The sequence below is a fragment of the Cupriavidus pauculus genome (assembly GCF_002858765.1).
GTDB classification, from domain to species: Bacteria; Pseudomonadota; Gammaproteobacteria; order Burkholderiales; family Burkholderiaceae; genus Cupriavidus; species Cupriavidus pauculus_B.
Genome location: NZ_PJRP01000018.1, coordinates 70,734 through 88,343 on the forward strand (window position 1 = coordinate 70,734; position 17,610 = coordinate 88,343).

Annotated in this window: 15 protein-coding genes; 14 read left to right on the forward strand and 1 reads right to left on the reverse strand. The window is 63.8% G+C overall.

Features of this window, described 5'->3' with window-relative positions; translation table 11 throughout:
- Positions 1 to 82: 82 nt before the first annotated feature.
- From CYJ10_RS27630 to CYJ10_RS27690, 13 genes are all read left to right on the forward strand, one after another.
- Complete coding sequence (locus tag CYJ10_RS27630) at positions 83 to 2,935, forward strand: 2-oxoglutarate dehydrogenase E1 component (protein WP_101684631.1); 2,853 nt, start codon at positions 83 to 85, stop codon at positions 2,933 to 2,935.
- Between the two features lie 96 nt (positions 2,936 to 3,031).
- Positions 3,032 to 4,291, forward strand: coding sequence for a 2-oxoglutarate dehydrogenase complex dihydrolipoyllysine-residue succinyltransferase (odhB, locus tag CYJ10_RS27635; RefSeq protein WP_101684632.1), 1,260 nt, complete (start codon positions 3,032 to 3,034; stop codon positions 4,289 to 4,291).
- Between the two features lie 149 nt (positions 4,292 to 4,440).
- Positions 4,441 to 5,865, forward strand: a complete 1,425-nt coding sequence (lpdA, locus tag CYJ10_RS27640; protein ID WP_101684633.1) for a dihydrolipoyl dehydrogenase — start codon at positions 4,441 to 4,443, stop codon at positions 5,863 to 5,865.
- A gap of 93 nt (positions 5,866 to 5,958) precedes the next feature.
- Positions 5,959 to 7,056, forward strand: coding sequence for a cell division protein ZapE (gene zapE, locus CYJ10_RS27645; protein WP_101684634.1), 1,098 nt, complete (start codon positions 5,959 to 5,961; stop codon positions 7,054 to 7,056).
- A gap of 148 nt (positions 7,057 to 7,204) precedes the next feature.
- On the forward strand, positions 7,205 to 9,838 hold the full coding sequence (locus tag CYJ10_RS27650) for a heavy metal translocating P-type ATPase (RefSeq protein ID WP_101684635.1): 2,634 nt from the start codon (positions 7,205 to 7,207) through the stop codon (positions 9,836 to 9,838).
- Positions 9,839 to 10,006, forward strand: a complete 168-nt coding sequence (ccoS, locus tag CYJ10_RS27655) for a cbb3-type cytochrome oxidase assembly protein CcoS (RefSeq protein WP_101684636.1) — start codon at positions 9,839 to 9,841, stop codon at positions 10,004 to 10,006.
- A gap of 159 nt (positions 10,007 to 10,165) precedes the next feature.
- Positions 10,166 to 11,614: a cytochrome-c oxidase, cbb3-type subunit I gene (gene ccoN / locus CYJ10_RS27660; protein WP_101684637.1), complete on the forward strand. Its 1,449-nt coding sequence runs from the start codon at positions 10,166 to 10,168 to the stop codon at positions 11,612 to 11,614.
- Positions 11,615 to 11,633: 19 nt separating this feature from the next.
- Positions 11,634 to 12,329, forward strand: coding sequence for a cytochrome-c oxidase, cbb3-type subunit II (ccoO, locus tag CYJ10_RS27665; protein WP_101684638.1), 696 nt, complete (start codon positions 11,634 to 11,636; stop codon positions 12,327 to 12,329).
- Between the two features lie 4 nt (positions 12,330 to 12,333).
- Entirely contained in the window at positions 12,334 to 12,492 is a 159-nt protein-coding gene (locus CYJ10_RS27670; RefSeq protein ID WP_066733664.1) for a cbb3-type cytochrome oxidase subunit 3, read from the forward strand.
- Between the two features lie 5 nt (positions 12,493 to 12,497).
- Entirely contained in the window at positions 12,498 to 13,424 is a 927-nt protein-coding gene (ccoP, locus tag CYJ10_RS27675; protein ID WP_101684639.1) for a cytochrome-c oxidase, cbb3-type subunit III, read from the forward strand.
- A 59-nt stretch (positions 13,425 to 13,483) separates the two neighbouring features.
- Entirely contained in the window at positions 13,484 to 14,974 is a 1,491-nt protein-coding gene (gene ccoG, locus CYJ10_RS27680; protein ID WP_101684640.1) for a cytochrome c oxidase accessory protein CcoG, read from the forward strand.
- 47 nt (positions 14,975 to 15,021) lie between these two features.
- Entirely contained in the window at positions 15,022 to 15,231 is a 210-nt protein-coding gene (locus CYJ10_RS27685; RefSeq protein ID WP_101684641.1) for a hypothetical protein, read from the forward strand.
- On the forward strand, positions 15,228 to 15,473 hold the full coding sequence (locus tag CYJ10_RS27690) for a hypothetical protein (protein WP_066733653.1): 246 nt from the start codon (positions 15,228 to 15,230) through the stop codon (positions 15,471 to 15,473). The genes CYJ10_RS27685 and CYJ10_RS27690 overlap by 4 nt, the downstream gene beginning before the upstream one ends.
- Positions 15,474 to 15,560: 87 nt before the next feature.
- Here CYJ10_RS27690 and fnr read toward each other — a convergent pair whose 3' ends face one another.
- Positions 15,561 to 16,286: a fumarate/nitrate reduction transcriptional regulator Fnr gene (fnr, locus tag CYJ10_RS27695; RefSeq protein ID WP_101684642.1), complete on the reverse strand. Its 726-nt coding sequence runs from the start codon at positions 16,284 to 16,286 to the stop codon at positions 15,561 to 15,563.
- A gap of 85 nt (positions 16,287 to 16,371) precedes the next feature.
- Here fnr and CYJ10_RS27700 point away from each other — a divergent pair, with 85 nt between their 5' ends.
- Entirely contained in the window at positions 16,372 to 17,139 is a 768-nt protein-coding gene (locus CYJ10_RS27700; protein ID WP_101684643.1) for a sulfite exporter TauE/SafE family protein, read from the forward strand.
- The last annotated feature ends 471 nt before the right edge of the window (positions 17,140 to 17,610 follow it).

The window sequence follows — 17,610 nt, forward strand, 5'->3', positions numbered from 1 at the left end:
ATCCGCTAACCGGTCAGGCCGTGTCGCGGAAGGTTGATGAACCCGCTTAACTCCGGCATTCCCGGAGAATAGTGAGCGCCCCATGATGCAGCAGTATCAAAGCAATTCGTACCTCTTCGGCGGCAACGCCCCCTATGTGGAAGAGCTGTACGAGGCCTATCTCCAGAATCCCAGCTCGGTTCCCGACAACTGGCGCGCGTATTTCGACGCGATGCAGAATGTCCCGGCTGTGGATGGTTCCAACGCCCGCGATATCCCCCACGCACCGATCGTCGCCTCGTTCGCCGAGCGCGCCAAGCAGGGCCCCATCAAGACCATTGTTGCCTCGGCCGATTCCGATATGGGTCGCAAGCGCGTCGCTGCCACGCAGCTGATCGCCGCCTACCGCAACATCGGCTCGCACTGGGCCGACCTCGATCCGCTCAAGCGCCAGGAGCGTCCGCCCCTGCCTGACCTGGATCCGGCGTTCTACGGTTTTTCCGAGGCCGACCTCGACATCGTCTTCAATGCCAGCAACACGTATTTCGGCAAGGAGTCGATGAGCCTGCGCGAGCTGCTCAACAACCTCCGTGAGACGTACTGCGGCACCATCGGCGCCGAGTTCATGTACGTGAGCGACCAGGCGCAAAAGCGCTGGTGGCAGGAGCGCCTGGAAACCACGCGTTCCAAGCCCGTGTTCACGCTGGAGAAGAAGAAGCACATCCTCGATCGCCTGACCGCGGCCGAAGGCCTGGAGCGCTTCCTCCATACCAAGTATGTCGGCCAGAAGCGCTTCTCGCTGGAAGGCGGCGAAAGCTTCATCGCCGCGATGGACGAACTGATCCAGCACTCCGGTAGCAAGGGCGTGCAGGAAATCGTGATCGGCATGGCCCACCGTGGCCGTCTGAACGTGCTGGTCAACACGCTGGGCAAGATGCCGGCCGACCTGTTCGCCGAATTCGAAGGCAAGCACGTTGACGACCTGCCGGCCGGTGACGTGAAGTACCACAAGGGCTTCTCGAGCGATGTCTCGACCGAAGGTGGCCCGGTTCACCTGTCGCTCGCGTTCAACCCGTCGCACCTGGAAATCGTCAACCCGGTGGTCGAAGGCTCGTCGAAGGCGCGCCAGGAACGCCGTGGCGACGCTGGCCACAAGGAAGTGCTGCCGGTGCAGGTGCACGGCGACGCCGCCTTTGCCGGCCAGGGCGTGGTGATGGAAACGCTGAACCTCGCGCAGACCCGCGGCTACGGCACGGGCGGCACGATGCACATCGTCATCAACAACCAGATCGGCTTCACGACTTCGGACCCGCGCGACGCGCGTTCGACGCTGTATTGCACGGACGTGGTCAAGATGATCGAGGCGCCGGTGCTGCACGTGAACGGCGACGATCCCGAAGCCGTGGTGTACGCCATGCAGCTGGCCGTTGATTTCCGCATGGAATTCAACAAGGACGTCGTGGTCGACATCATCTGCTTCCGCAAGCTGGGTCACAACGAGCAGGACACCCCTGCCATGACGCAGCCGCTGATGTACAAGAAGATTGGCCAGCACGCCGGTACGCGCAAGCTGTACGCCGACAAGCTGGTGGCGCAGAACCTGACCGGCGCCGAATTCGGCGACGAGCTGGTCAAGGGCTACCGCGCCGCCATGGACGCCGGCAAGCACACGGTTGACCCGGTCCTGTCGAACTTCAAGAACAAGTTCGCCGTGGACTGGATGCCGTTCCTGAATCGCAAGTGGACCGATGCCGCCGACACCGCCGTTCCCATGACGGAACTGAAGCGTCTGGCCGAGCGCATCACCACGATCCCGGAACAGCTCAAGCTGCACCCGCTGGTGGAAAAGGTCGTCAAGGACCGTTCCAACATGGGCAAGGGCGAGCAGATGCTGGACTGGGGCATGGGTGAACACCTGGCCTTCGCCTCGCTGGTGGCTTCGGGCTACCCGGTGCGTATCACCGGCCAGGATGCCGGCCGCGGTACCTTCACGCACCGCCACGCAGTGCTGCACGACCAGGGCCGCGAGCGCTGGGATGCTGGCTCGTACGTGCCGCTGCAGAACGTGTCGGACAACCAGGCGCCGTTCATGGTGATCGACTCGGTGCTGTCCGAAGAAGCCGTGCTCGGCTTTGAATACGGCTACTCGACCGCCGAACCGAATGCGCTGGTGATCTGGGAAGCCCAGTTCGGCGACTTCGTCAACGGCGCCCAGGTGGTGATCGACCAGTTCATCTCGTCGGGTGAAGTGAAGTGGGGCCGCGCCTCGGGTCTGACGATGATGCTGCCGCACGGCTACGAAGGCCAGGGTCCGGAACACAGCTCGGCCCGTATCGAGCGTTTCCTGCAGCTCTGCGCGGACCACAACATGCAAGTGGTTCAGCCGACCACGCCGGCCCAGATCTTCCACCTGCTGCGTCGCCAGATGATCCGTCTGTTCCGCAAGCCGCTGGTGATCATGACGCCGAAGTCGCTGCTGCGCAGCAAGGACGCCGTGTCGCCGCTGTCCGATCTGGCCAAGGGCCATTTCGAGACCGTGATCCCGGATCACGAGGAACTGAACGCCAGCAAGGTCAAGCGCGTGATCATGTGCTCGGGCAAGGTCTACTACGACCTGGTCAACACCCGCAAGGAACGCGAGGCGACCGACACCGCAATCATCCGTCTGGAACAGCTGTATCCGTTCCCGCACAAGGCCGTGGCCGCCGAACTCAAGAAGTATCCGGGCGCGACCGAAATCATGTGGTGCCAGGACGAACCGCAGAACCAGGGTGCCTGGTTCTTCGTCCAGCACTACATCATGGAAAACATGACGGAAGGCCAGAAGCTCGGTTATGCCGGTCGTCCCGCCTCGGCTTCGCCGGCGGTGGGCTACTACGCAAAGCACAACGAGCAACAGAAGGCGCTGCTGGAAGCCGCGTTCTCCAAGCTCAAGGGCTTTGTTCTGACCAAGTAATTCGTTGGTACCCCGCAGTGGCGCACAGGAATGCGCACCGCGGGGCTACCTGCCTGAAACGAAACACACACGCATACATCGAGGATTTAACAAACCATGGCTATTGTTGACGTCAAGGTTCCGCAACTGTCTGAATCGGTCGCCGAAGCGACCATGCTGAACTGGAAGAAGAAGCCGGGCGAAGCCGTTGCTCAGGACGAAATCCTGATCGAAATCGAAACGGACAAGGTTGTGCTGGAAGTGCCGGCCCCGTCGGCTGGCGTGCTGTCGCAGATCGTCAAGAACGACGGCGACACCGTTGTTGCTGACGAGATCATCGCCAAGATCGACACGGAAGCCACCGCTGGCGCCGCCGCTCCGGCCGCCGCCGCCCCGGCTCCCGCTGCCGCCGCACCGGCTCCGGCCGCTGCCCCGGCTGCCGCGCCCGCTGCTGCTGGCGCCATCGCCATGCCGTCGGCTGCCAAGCTGATGGCCGAAGGCGGCCTGTCGGCCTCGCAAGTGGCTGGCACCGGCAAGGACGGCCGTATCACCAAGGGCGACGTGCTGGCCGCTGGTTCGGCCCCGGCACCGGCCGCCAAGGCTGCTCCGGCTCCGGCCGCTGCCAAGCCGGCCCTGCCGCAAGTGTCGGCCCAGGTCGACTTCGCCGCGCTGGGCGACCGCCCGGAAGAGCGCGTGCCGATGAGCCGCCTGCGCGCCCGTATCGCCGAGCGCCTGGTGCAGTCGCAATCGACCAACGCCATCCTGACCACGTTCAACGAAGTGAACATGAAGCCGGTCATGGATCTGCGTAACAAGTACAAGGATCGCTTCGAGAAGGAACACGGCGTGAAGCTGGGCTTCATGTCGTTCTTCGTGAAGGCCGCCGTCCACGCGCTGAAGAAGTACCCGATCATCAACGCTTCGGTCGACGGCAACGACATCGTCTACCACGGCTACTTCGACATCGGTATCGCCGTTGGTTCGCCGCGTGGCCTGGTGGTGCCGATCCTGCGCAACGCCGACCAGATGAGCCTGGCCGACATCGAGAAGAAGATTGCCGAATTCGGTGCCAAGGCCCGTGACGGCAAGCTGTCGCTGGACGACCTGACCGGCGGTACGTTCTCGATCTCGAACGGCGGTACGTTTGGTTCGATGCTGTCGACGCCGATTATCAACCCGCCGCAATCGGCCATCCTGGGCGTTCACGCCACCAAGGACCGCGCCGTGGTGGAAGACGGTCAGATCGTGATCCGTCCGATGAACTACCTGGCCATGTCCTATGACCACCGTATCATCGACGGCCGCGAAGCCGTGCTGGGTCTGGTGGCCATGAAGGAAGCGCTGGAAGATCCGGCCCGCCTGCTGCTGGACCTGTAATCGGTCCTGTCCCCAGACAGACACTCCGTCTTTCGTTTGTCGTCGTCCCCGCACCCCGGTGCGGGGACCCGGCGAGCGCATCGTCCGCACGATGCCGCCGGATGCCTGCCATATTGGCGCGGGCATGACGTGCCAAAGAGATATTTCCCATGAGCAAACAATTCGACGTGCTGGTGATCGGCGCCGGCCCCGGCGGCTACATCGCCGCCATTCGTGCTGCCCAGCTGGGCCTGAACGTGGCCTGCCTCGAAGGCAACGCCTATGACGATCCCAAGGGCGAAGCCCGCCTGGGCGGCACCTGCCTGAACGTGGGCTGCATCCCGTCCAAGGCGCTGCTGGCTTCCTCGGAAGAGTTCGAGAACGCCTCGCACCACCTGGCTGACCACGGCATCACCGTGGGCGACGTCAAGGTCGATGTGGCCAAGATGCTCAAGCGCAAGGACGACATCGTCGGCAAGATGACCAAGGGCATCGAGTTCCTGTTCCGCAAGAACAAGGTGACCCTGTTCAAGGGCTACGGCAAGTTCGCCGGCAAGGCTGCCGAAGGTTTCCAGGTCGAAGTGAACGGCGAAACGCTGACCGCCAAGCAGGTCATCATCGCCACGGGCTCGAAGGCCCGTCACCTGCCCGGCATCACCGTCGACAACAAGCTGATCAGCGACAACGAAGGCGCGCTGAAGTTTGAGACGGTGCCGAAGAAGCTGGGCGTGATCGGCGCCGGCGTGATCGGCCTGGAGCTCGGTTCGGTGTGGCGCCGCCTGGGTGCCGACGTGACCGTGCTCGAAGCGCTGCCCGCATTCCTGGGCGCCGCCGACGAAGGCGTGGCCAAGGAAGCCCAGAAGCTGCTGACCAAGCAGGGTCTGAAGTTCAACCTGAGCGTCAAGGTCAACGAAGTCAAGACCGGCAAGGACAACGTCACCGTTGCCTACACCGACAAGGACGGCAAGGACCAGACGCTGGAAGTCGATCGCCTGATCGTGTCGGTTGGCCGCGTGCCGAACACCGACAACCTGGGCCTGGAAGCGGTTGGCCTGGGCGTGGATCAGCGCGGTTTCATCGAAGTCGACGACCACTGCCAGACCAAGGTGCCTGGCATCTGGGCAATCGGCGACGTGGTGCGTGGCCCGATGCTGGCGCACAAGGCGGAAGACGAGGGCGTGGCCGTGGCCGAGCGCATCGTCGGCCAGAAGCCGCACGTCGACTTCAACACGGTTCCCTGGGTGATCTACACGTTCCCGGAAATCGCATGGGTCGGCAAGACCGAGCAGCAGCTCAAGGCTGAAGGCCGCGAGTACAAGTCGGGCCAGTTCCCGTTCATGGCCAACGGCCGTGCGCTGGGCATGGGCGCAGCCGACGGCTTCGTGAAGATGCTGGCCGACGCCAAGACCGATGAGATCCTGGGCGTGCACATCGTGGCAGCCAACGCTTCGGACCTGATCGCCGAAGCCGTGGTCGCCATGGAGTTCAAGGCGGCAAGCGAAGACATCGGTCGCGTCTGCCACCCGCACCCGTCGATGTCGGAAGTCATGCGTGAAGCCGCGCTGGCCGTCGACAAGCGTCAGCTGAACATGTAATACCCGTTCACCTTCGGGTGAGCACCGGCGCGCCGCAATTCCAGCGGCGCGCCGTTTTCACTTGCAGCACCCCGGTATTTCCCAGGCCCCGACATGAACGTCACCGAGTTTTACGAACACGAACTCAAGCAGCGCGGCTACCAGTCCGACGAGGCGCAATTGCGCGCCGTGGCGCGGCTGCAGCAGTGCTACGACGAGTGGGTGGCGTACAAGAGCCGCCGCAACAATGCGCTGAAGAAGCTGCTGGTTCACCCCGACGTGCCCAAGGGCGTGTACCTGTGGGGTGGGGTGGGGCGCGGCAAGTCGTTCCTGATGGACAGCTTCTTTTCCTGCGTGCCCGTGGTGCGCAAGACCCGGCTGCATTTCCACGAATTCATGCGCGAGGTGCACCGCGAGCTCGAGGAGCTGCGGGGTCGCCCCGACCCGCTCGACGAGCTGGCCAAGCGCATCGCGCGCCGCTTCCGGCTGATCTGCTTCGACGAATTCCACGTCAGCGACGTGGCGGATGCCATGATCCTGCACCGGCTGTTGCAGCAGTTGTTCGACAACGGCGTGCAGTTCGTGATGACGTCGAACTATCGCCCGGACCTGCTGTACCCCGATGGCCTGCATCGCGACCGCGTGCTGCCCGCCATCCAGCTCCTGCAGACGAAGCTCGACGTGCTGAACGTCGACGCCGGCATCGACTACCGCAAACGCGCGCTGGAGCAGGTACAGGCCTATCACACACCGCTGGGCCGCGAGGCCAGTGCCGCGCTGCGTGACGCGTTCGTGTCGATCGCGGGAACGGCGGACGAATCGCCGATTCTCCATATCGAGCATCGCGAGATCAAGGCGCTACGCAAGGCCAACGGCGTGGTCTGGTTCGATTTCGCCACGCTGTGCGGCGGACCGCGCTCGCAGAACGACTATCTGGAAATTGCCTCGCAATTCCATACCGTGATTCTGTCGGACGTGCCAAAGATGACGCCGCGGATGTCGTCGGAGGCGCGCCGGTTCACCTGGCTGATCGACGTGTTCTACGACCACAAGGTCAAGCTGCTGATTTCGGCCGAAGTGCCAGCCGACGAGCTTTACACGGAAGGGCAGATGGCCAACGAGTTCCACCGGACCGTGTCGCGGATTATCGAGATGCAGTCACGCGAATACCTGGAGTCGGAACGCCGGGTGATGGACACTTCGCTGACCTGATCGGCCTGGCGTCAAGGCATTTCGGCAAGCAGCGTTGTTTGCCGAACACCTGCGGGGGCGATTCTGAAGTCGTTCCCCCAAGTTTGATTTTTATCAAGGTAGGGCGCGCGCAAGGTACCTAGTATCCACTGGGTAATAAAAGCGCGCCATGTCGTCTCCAACTACCGCCCCCCTCGCGCCAAATCTGGCATCTGCCGCCGCATTTGCGGACCCCTCCGACGCCCGTTCTGCCGGGCGGGCATTGGCGTCTTCTTCGTCGATCCCCACAGATTCCACCGATTGCTTCCATTGCGGCCAGCCCCTGAAGGCCGGCGCACCGTTTGTCGCCCAGATTGAAGGTCAGGCACGCACCTTTTGCTGTGGCGGCTGCCAGACCCTGGCGCAGACGCTGCACGCCGCCGGGTTCGGTCATCTCTACGGCGATATCACGCGCTTTGCGCGTCCGATCGACGCCGATGCAAGGCGCGAAGCCGAGCCGGTCTGGGCGGCCTATGACACCCCCGAATTGCGCAGCCAGTTCGTGCGCCAGGCGGGCGACGGCCGCTCCGAGGTCACGCTGGCGCCGGAAAACATCCGTTGCGCTGCCTGCGCATGGCTGATCGAGCAGCACCTGGGACAGCTCGACGGGGTGGAATCGGTGGTGGCCAATGTGGCAACACGCCGCGTCGTCGTCCGCTGGCGCGATGCCTCGCAGGGCGTTGCCGACCTGCTGTCCAGCCTGGCCGACATCGGCTATGCGGCCTGGCCGTTCGAGGTGTCGCGCTCCGACCAGCAGGACCGCCGCGAACGCCGCGGCCTGCTGATGCGGATGGCCGTGGCCATGCTCGGCATGATGCAGGCGATGATGTATGCGTGGCCCCTCTACACCCACGAAGCCACGATCGATCCCGGCCAGCTGCAGCTGATGCGCTGGGCCAGCTTCGCACTGACCATCCCCGTTGTTTTCTATTCCGCCTGGCCGATCTTTGCGGGCGCCTGGCGGTCCCTGCGGCATCGCCACATGGGCATGGACGTGCCGGTGGCCATCGGCGTGGCGGCAGGATTCCTGGCCAGCGCCGTTGCCACGGCCCGTGGCGTGGGCGAAGTCTACTTCGACTCTGTGACGATGTTCGTCGCGTTCCTGTTGCTGGCGCGCTATCTGGAGTTGCGCGTGCGCCAGGCTTCGCGCAGCGGCGCGGAAATGCTGGCCCGGCAGCTGCCGGCCACCTGCGAGCGGCTGGCGCAGGCCGGAGGCGCGGGCGAGCGCGTCCCCGTGGCCAGGTTGCAGCCGGGCGACCGCATCCGCGTCAAGGCTGGCGAGATCGTGCCGGCCGACGGGGTGGTGCTGGCCGGCGCGAGCGAACTTGATGAATCGATGCTGACCGGCGAAGCGCGGCCGGTGAGGCGCGTGGCGGGGGACACCGTGCTGGCGGGCTGCTTCAACGCCGCCAGCCCGCTGGAAATCCATATCGAGCGCATCGGCGCGCAAACGCGGCTGGCGGAGATCGTGGCCGTGCTGGATCGTGCGCTGGCGGACAAGCCAAGGCTGGCGCAAGTGGCCGATCGCGTGGCCGGATGGTTCGTCGGCACCCTGTTGATCATGGCCGTGGTGACTGGCGCGGTCTGGGCGCTGTGGATCGATCCGTCGCGCGCACTGCTGGTGACGGTGGCGGTACTGGTTGTGAGTTGCCCCTGTGCGTTGTCGCTGGCCACGCCGGCCGCGCTGGCGGCGGCAGGGGCTGCATTGTCGCGGCGCGGGTTGCTGCTGACCCGCGCGCATGCGCTCGAAGCGTTGGCACGGGTGACCGACGTGGTGCTCGACAAGACCGGCACGCTGACGGAAGGGCGATTCGCACTGGTCTCCACACAGACGTTCGGGGCGCTCGACGCGCAGGCTTGCCGGCGCCTCGCGGCCGCCATGGAGCGCGGCGGCGAGCATCCGATTGCCCGGGCGCTCGCGGAATCCTGCGACCTGGCAGGCGCGGATACGGACCATCCCACGGTGAGCGATCTGCGCAATGTGCCGGGGCAGGGGCTCGATGCCTCGGTCGACGGTTGCCGGCTTCGCCTGGGACGCCGCGAGTACGCGGCTGCCCTGTCATCGAGCGCGAATACCGATGAGTGTGGGCACGAGAGCCTCCCGGGCGCCACGGAGGTGTGGCTGGGCGACGCCAGAGGCTTGCTTGCCTGTTTCCAGTTGGCCGACGTCGAGCGCGACCAGACCCGCGCACTGCTGCGCGCGCTGGGGGCGCTTGGTGTGCGCTGCCACCTGGTGTCCGGCGATGGTGTGGCGGCCGTTCGCTGGTGGGCAGACCGCTTTGGCATGCGCACGGCCTTCGGCGCCGTGACGCCGGAAGGCAAGCGCGAGTATGTGGCCGCCTTGCAGCAGCGCGGCGCGGTGGTGCTGGCGGTGGGCGACGGTATCAACGACGCCCCGGTGCTGGCGCAGGCCCAGGTGTCGATCGCCATTGGCAGCGGGGCGCCGCTGGCGCAGGCCGGGGCCGACGCCGTGCTGACCCACGGCGGCGTCGCGGAGATCGCCACCGCCATCAAGGCCGCGCGCCGCGCCCGCCGCGTGGTGCGGCAGAACCTGGGCTGGGCCTTTGCGTACAACGTGGTCGCCATCCCGCTGGCCGCGACGGGGCATGTCACGGCATGGATGGCAGGCATCGGCATGTCCGTGTCATCGCTGCTGGTGGTGGCCAATGCGTGGCGGCTGCTGCGCATCAGGGCCACGGCACGGGAAGGGGCGCCGCTGTCTGCGCCCGAATCGCTGCCACAAGGGCGCGAAGGGGAGTTGTAAATGGAAACGCTTTATCTGCTGGTGCCGATGAGCCTGGTGCTGGTGGCGTTGATCGCGGGAGTCTTGTGGTGGGCGCTGCATGCCGGTCAGTACGACGACCTGGACCGGCCGGCTGAAGCCATCCTGCTCGACAACGACAAGCCGCAGGGGCCGGAACGCGCCCGGTAGGGCGATGGGTCCCGAGCAGAACCGGTGCAAAAGACATGACCCGGCGAAAACAGTTCGTGTGTGGTGCGCAAGGATTGATCGAAGTCAACGCGACGACCGTGCTGTTTTTCTAAAGTCACACAGTCAATAGGTTTATTCTTACTTAGCTTGGGGGTCTGAATGGCTGTCACCACCGCGTCTCCACGCGTCGACACCTTCAACTACGGTGTAGTGCGGCAATTTGCCGTCATGACCGTTGTCTGGGGCATCGTCGGCATGGCCGTAGGCGTTCTGCTTGCGGCGCAATTGATCTGGCCGGATCTGAATTTCAACACGCCATGGCTGTCGTTCGGCCGGCTGCGTCCATTGCACACCAATGCGGTGATCTTCGCATTTGGCGGCAGCGCGCTGTTCGCCACGTCGTACTACGTGGTACAGCGCACCTGCCAGGCGCGCCTGTTCTGCGGGCCGCTCGCGGCGTTTACGTTCTGGGGCTGGCAGGTTGTCATCGTGGCCGCCGCGATCACGCTGCCGATGGGCATCACAAGCTCGAAGGAGTATGCCGAGCTTGAATGGCCGATCGACATCCTGATCACGCTGGTCTGGGTGGCCTACGCCATCGTCTTTTTTGGCACGATTGTCAAGCGCAAGACCCGGCACATCTACGTGGCCAACTGGTTCTTCGGCGCCTACATCCTGACCATCGCCATCCTGCATATCGTCAACAACATCGAGATGCCGGCGTCGATGTGGAAGTCGTATTCCGCCTATGCGGGTGTGCAGGACGCCATGATCCAGTGGTGGTACGGCCATAACGCGGTGGGTTTCTTCCTGACCACCAGCTTCCTGGGGATGATGTACTACTTCATCCCGAAGCAGGCCGAACGTCCGATCTATTCCTATCGTCTGTCGATCGTCCACTTCTGGGCGCTCAACTTCACCTATATGTGGGCCGGCCCGCACCATCTGCAGTACACCGCGCTGCCCGACTGGGCGCAGTCGCTGGGCATGGTGTTCTCGCTGATCCTGCTCGCGCCGTCGTGGGGCGGCATGATCAACGGCATCATGACCATGTCCGGTGCCTGGCACAAGCTGCGTACCGATCCGATCCTCAAGTTCCTGGTGGTGGCGCTGTCGTTCTACGGCATGGCTACGTTCGAGGGCTCGATGATGTCGATCAAGACCGTGAATGCGCTGTCGCACTACACGGACTGGACAATCGGCCACGTCCATTCGGGCGCGCTCGGCTGGGTCGCAATGATCTCGATCGGCTCGCTGTACTACCTGATTCCGCGCCTGTTCGGTGAAAAGCAGATGTACAGCACGCGCCTGATCGAGCTGCACTTCTGGGTGGCCACGATCGGCGTGGTGCTCTACATCGCCTCGATGTGGATCGCCGGTGTGATGGAAGGCCTGATGTGGCGCGCCACGCAGCCGGACGGCACGCTGACCTACGCGTTCGTGGAAGCGGTCAAGGCCAAGTATCCGTTCTACCTGATCCGCCTCGCGGGCGGCCTGTGCTTCCTGGGCGGCATGTTCATCATGGCCTACAACGTGTTCCGCACCATCGCTGGCAAGCCCACTGTGGATGCACCGATTCCGGCCAGCCTGCCGGCTTCCGCCCACTGACAAGCCGAGGACGCAAACAATGTCTCAGAATCAAGGATTTTTCAGGCACGAGACGCTGGAGAAGAACGTCGGCTGGCTGATCATCGCGACAATCATCGTGGTCAGCATTGCCGGTCTGGTGCAGATCGTGCCGCTGTTCTTCCAGCATTCGACCACCCAGCCGGACCCGGGCATCACGCCGTACTCGCCGCTGCGGCTGATGGGGCGTGACATCTATATCCGTGAAGGTTGCGTGGGGTGCCATTCGCAACAGGTGCGCACGCTGCAGGCCGAGACCGAGCGGTATGGCCATTTCTCCACGGCGGGCGAGTCGGTGTACGACCATCCGTTCCTGTGGGGTTCCAAGCGTACGGGCCCCGACCTGGCCCGCGTTGGCGGCCGCTACTCCGATGACTGGCAGCGCATCCACCTGCGCAATCCGCGCGACGTGGTGCCCGAATCGGTGATGCCGTCGTATCCGTGGCTCGAAAAGACGCCGCTGCCGACCGATTCGGTGCAGGCCCGCATGCGCGCGCTGCAACGCCTGGGTGTGCCCTATACCGACGCCGAAATCGCAGGCGCACCGGAAGAGCTGGTGGGCAAGACCGAGGAAGACGCCATGGTCGCGTATCTGCAGGGTCTGGGCCTGAACCGTCGCAACGTCCGTCTGGACACGGCCCCCGCAGCTGCCCCGGCAGCGCCGGCGGCCGAGACGGCCACACCGGCGAAGGAGTAACGCCATGGTGATCGTGACCTCTATCGCCACCGTCCTGTCGCTGCTGACGTTCCTGGCCATCTGCTGGTGGGCCTGGTCGGCGGGCCGCAAGGCGGCCAACGAGGAATCGGCGATGCTGCCGTTTGCCTTGCCGGACGAACATAACAATCCAAGCCGGAATTAGTAACCATGAGCGATTTCATTTCCGATTTCTGGGGCTACTACATCACGGCCATCGCGCTCATTGGCATTGTCTGGTGCGTATGGCTGCTGTTTTCGCAACGGAAGATGCCGAAGGGCGTCAGCACTACCGATGACACCGGTCACGTCTGGGACGGCGACCTGCGCGAACTGAACAACCCGCTGCCGCGTTGGTGGATGTGGATGTTCCTGCTGGCCTGCGTGTTCAGCGTGGCTTACCTGGTGCTCTATCCGGGCCTCGGCACCTACGCCGGCGTGCTCAAGTTCTCGACACAGGGTGAACTTGCCGCGCATCGGGAAGCTGCCGAGAAGACGCAGCACGAGATCTACGCCAAGTACCTGAAGATGGATGTCAAGCAGGTGGCGGCGGACCCCGATGCGCGTGAAATCGGTCAGCGCCTGTTCCTGAACTATTGCGCGCAGTGCCATGGATCGGACGCCCGCGGCAGCCGCGGTTTTCCGAACCTGACCGACAACGACTGGCTCTATGGCGGCGATCCCGAAACGATCCAGCAGACGATCACGAAGGGTCGTAATGGCGTGATGCCGCCGTTTGCCGGCACGATCGATGCCAAGCTTGCCGGTGATACGGCGCAGTATGTGCGGTCGCTGTCTGGGCTGACCTACGATCCGATCCGGGCGTCGCGCGGCGAAAGCACGTTCAAGTCCACCTGCGCGGCATGCCATGGCGCGAGCGGCAAGGGTAACCAGGCGCTGGGCGCACCGAACCTGTCCGACAACGTATGGCTGTACGGCAGTTCGGAACGCGTGATCGTCGAGGCCATCCTGAAGGGGCACAACGGCCATATGCCGGCCCACGAGGAAATCCTGACGCCTGAGCGCATTCGCATGCTGACGGCATACGTCTGGGGCCTGTCCAACACGAACACGAACGCCGCATCCGCAGGGCAATGACAAACCGTCCCCCGGTCTGGATGGTCTGCCGTCCGGCCCGGGGGCATGAGGGCTGAATAATGAGCGCGCCCCTGGAATCTCCCCCCACTACCCGCGAATCAAGCGAGGCCGCCTGGCGGCCCGCACCGCCGCCCAAGCCGGCGGCCGACGCCACTGAAGAGGCGCTGTACGAAGTCCGGCGCAAGATCTATCCGCGTTCGGTCACGGGCGCCTTTTCCAACTGGCGGGTCTGGCTGGTCATTCTCACGCAACTGGTCTACTACGGCATGCCGTGGTTGCAGTGGAACGACCGCCAGGCGGTGCTGTTCGACCTTGGCGCCCGCAAGTTCTACATCTTTGGACTTGTGCTGTGGCCGCAGGATGTGATTTACCTGGCCGTGCTGCTGGTCATCTCGGCGCTGGCACTCTTCCTGTTCACGGCCATCGCCGGGCGCCTGTTCTGCGGGTACGCGTGCCCACAGACGGTTTATACCGAGATATTCATGTGGATCGAGCGACGGGTGGAGGGCGACCGCATCGCCCGCATCCGGCTGGACGGCGACCCGTGGAGTCTGCGCAAGATTCGTCTCAAGGCGACCAAGCACTCGCTGTGGATCCTGATCGCGCTGTGGACGGGTTTCACGTTCATCGGCTATTTCGCCCCGATTCGCGAACTGGGCGGCGAGGTCCTGCACTGGACGCTGGGTCCATGGCAGGCGTTCTGGATGCTGTTCTATGCGTTCGCCACCTGGGGCAACGCCGGGTTCATGCGCGAGCAGGTGTGCAAGTACATGTGTCCGTACGCGCGCTTCCAGAGCGTGATGGTGGACCGCGATACCTACGTCGTCACCTATGACGTGGGCCGTGGCGAGCCGCGCGGCAGCCGGTCGCGCAAGGCCGATCACCATGCGGCTGGGCTGGGCGATTGCGTGAACTGCAGCATCTGCGTGCAGGTCTGTCCGACCGGTATCGATATCCGTGACGGCCTGCAGTACGAGTGCATCGGCTGCGGCGCGTGCATCGATGCCTGCGACCAGGTCATGGACAAAATGGAGTACCCGCGCGGGCTGATCCGATACACATCGGAAAACGCGATGCGCAAGAAGCTGTCAGCTACCGATGCCCGCAAGCGGCTGCTGCGCCCGCGTACGATCGTCTACACGGCAATCTGGCTGGCGTTGACGGTGGGCTTTGTCGCATCGCTGGCCATGCGCACGCCGCTGAAGGTCGACATCATTCGTGACCGAGGTGCGCTGGGGCGCGAAGTGGAAGGCCGCTGGATCGAGAACGTGTACCGCCTGCAACTGATCAACGCGACCGAGGCGCCGATGAAATTCCACGTGCAGGCACAGAGCGACGAGTTGAAGGGGCTGGTCGTGGAATACGACCACGGCGCTGAATCGCTGTCGCCTACGTCGAACCGCCTGCTACCCATCCGGATTCGCGTGCCGATCGACGACGCGAAGCAGGGTACGCACAAGATCGAGGTGACGGTTACCGCCGAGACTGAATCCGAGCGCAAGGTGGATATCCGGCAAAGCACGAGTTTCATCGTTCCTCGCAATCTGTGATGCTGTCACGGATGGTGAATCGGGACGGATGCCAATAGGAGAGCGCAATGACCCAACACCCCGCAAAGCCCTGGTACAGGGAACCATGGCCCTGGATTTTGATGAGTGGTCCGCTGCTGGCGATGATCGGTTGCGGTATCACGATCTGGCTGGCGAACACCCATGCCGATGTGCCGGTAAGCGATGCCACGCGCCACGGATTGGTGGTCGAGAAGACCGGCGCCGATCGCGCTGAACCGACCGCGAGGCGCCCATGAGACTGCGCTGGCTGATGTGGGTGCTATGGCCGGCGTTTCTGATGGGCGGTGCGGCTACGGCGGTGGTGTTCTCGGTGGTGGATCCGGGAGACCTGAACTTCTTCGGACATCCGGTAGAGGCGTCGCGGCAGGCGATCTACACCGTTGGCTTCCTGGTGGCGTGGCTGTTTTGCGCGCTGTCCAGCGGGCTTACGCTGTACACGATGCCGGTGAAGCTCAGCGACACCGATGAACTTGAATAGGCAATGCAGAGCGGGCCATGCAAACAAAAAGGCCGCGCCGGAATACTCCGGCGCGGCCTTTGTCGTGAGGTTCGGTGCGATCCTGCTTCAGCAGGACCGGCTGTACACCTGCTTGATACCTGCCATATCGACGAGCTTCACATGTCGCTGACGAATCTGGATCAGGCCTGCTTCGGCAAAGCGCGAGAACAGGCGGCTGACGGTCTCGAGTTTCAGGCCCAGGTAGCTGCCGATTTCCTCGCGGCTCATGCGCAGCACGAACTCGGTGGACGAGTAGCCGCGTGCGGACAGACGCTCGGACATGTTGACGAGGAACGCAGCCAGGCGCTCTTCGGCGCGCATCGATCCGAGCGTGATCAGCATGACCTGGTCCTGCGAGATTTCCTTGCTCATCAGGCGCAGGAACTGGCCTTGCAGGGAGGGCAGCGTGCTCGACAACGATTGCAGGTCGTCGTAGCGTACGACGCAAACTTCAGCGTCTTCCAGCGCGGTCGCGTCGGACGCGTGCTGCATCTCGCTGAGGCCATCGAGGCCGATGACTTCGCCGGGCAGATGAAAGCCGGTGATCTGGGTGCGCCCGTCTTCCATTGTGACGTGCGTCTTCAGTGTGCCGAAGCGAATGGCGTAGACCGCGTTGAGCGGTTCGCCCATGCGGTAAAGCGTTTCGCCCTTGTGAACACGCACGCGTTCCTGCACGAGCGTGTCCATCTTCGCCAGGTCTTGTTGCGACATGCCCACGGGCAGGCAAAGCTGGCCCATGGAACACGTGGAACAACGGGGCGACATCTCGGTGACGGGAATGGAAGTCAACAATTGAAGTGCTCGTTATGAATGCGCTTGCAGCGAGGGCGCGATGCAGGCATTTTACAGCGTCATGTGACGCAGAAGCGAGGAACAGTTGCCATTTGGTGTGCTTTTAAGCGTTTTTCTGATGGCCTTGCTCGGTGGTATGCATTGCGCTGCCATGTGTGGAGGAATTGCTATTGCTGCGGAGCAGAAACAGCCCAAGGATGTGGCAATTGTCATACACCGTTCCGCACGGCAATGGTGGACCGCGCTGTGCGTCATGCACGCGGGCCGCATCACGACGTACATGCTGCTTGGTGCAGTGATGGGCGCGGTGGGCGCGACGGTTTGGCGGCAGGACTATCTGCCATTGCAGCGATGGCTTTATGCAGCGGGCAGCATCATGCTTGTGGCCACCGGCGTGTGGCTGTTGCGTGGACGCGCCATGCGTTCCGACTGGATCGAACGCGTGGCGTCGATGGCCGCGGTGCATGTGGTACAGCGTGCGCGTGCCATGACCGAGCGACTGCCGATGCCGCTGCGCGGCAAGTCGCGCGCGACGCCGTTGCTGCGCCGCTATGGCATGGGTCTGGCCTGGGGGCTGGTGCCGTGCGGGATGGTCTATGGCGCACTCGCTCTGGCGCTGCTGGCGGGCAATGCCGCGTCGGGCGCGCTGGTCATGGGTGCGTTTGGCCTGGGTACGCTGCCCAACCTGCTGGTGATATCGGGGCTTTCCGGATATCTGCGGCAACTTTCCCGCAAGCCGGCGGTGCGCGTCGTGTCGGGGCTCGTGGTAATCGGTTTTGGTGTGTTGGGCGTGGCGCGGTCGATATGGCTTCCGGATACCTTGGCCCACCACGGGTTTTGCGTGGTGTTCTGAATCGGCCACAGCGGCGGGTTGCGGGCGGGGCCGGGAATGCCATACAATCGCCAGAACCACGGTATCGCGCCGCACCATGCTCGGGGCGTCGCTGGGGCCGCATCCCTGATCTGGGGAGCGTGCCCAGGGTTTTCGGCCACCCTGGTGCGTCGAAAACGTCTCCACAGTCCATCCGGTTCAAAAGATCTGGTTAAAAGACCGGCTGCGGTTGGGAAGATGGCGCCGGTCAGGGCGGGGTTGCCTGAGCCGATACCGTTTTGTTTCTTGCCGTCTTGGCCATCTGGTGGCCCAGGCGAATGTCCGCCCCGAAGGGAGAAGGCGCGACGCAAGAGGTCCGTTGACTGGTGATACTGGCCAGCGCCGGACGATCTCCTGCCGGATCGACCCGGCAATTCGATGCAAAAGAACGAGGTGCGCACGGCTGCGCTGCAATTGGCAGGCGAGCTGGCTGCGCGATGAAATGGCGGTGGC